Raw genomic sequence first — 339 nt, forward strand, 5'->3', positions numbered from 1 at the left:
AGCCGAGACCGCCACGTTCCAGGTCAGCGGGCTGGACGACGACATCGAAACGCTGGAAGTCAGCTTCAACGACGGCGAGCGCATCACCGTCGTGCCGGACGACAACGGCCAGTTCAGCGTGGATGTCTCCGCCCTGCCCGACGGGGAGGTCACCGCCACGCTGTTCGTGACGGATGCGGCAGGCAACGAAGCCACTGCGGCGGCGGACTTCATGCTCGATACCACACCCGACGAACCCGTCTTCACCACGCCGGTCGGCACCTACCAGGCGGAAGATGCCGAGCTGGGCACCGGCCCCGAGTCGACGAGCGACAACTACATTCAGGAGGTGGCCGACCA

1 protein-coding gene is annotated in these 339 nt (G+C 66.1%); it reads left to right on the forward strand.

Going from position 1 to position 339, the window contains the following annotated elements:
* Positions 1–339: Ig-like domain-containing protein (locus ACW4DH_RS19005; RefSeq protein ID WP_459637966.1), on the forward strand; the 339-nt coding region annotated here is incomplete at both ends.

The organism is Halomonas sp. WWR20, assembly GCF_054602495.1.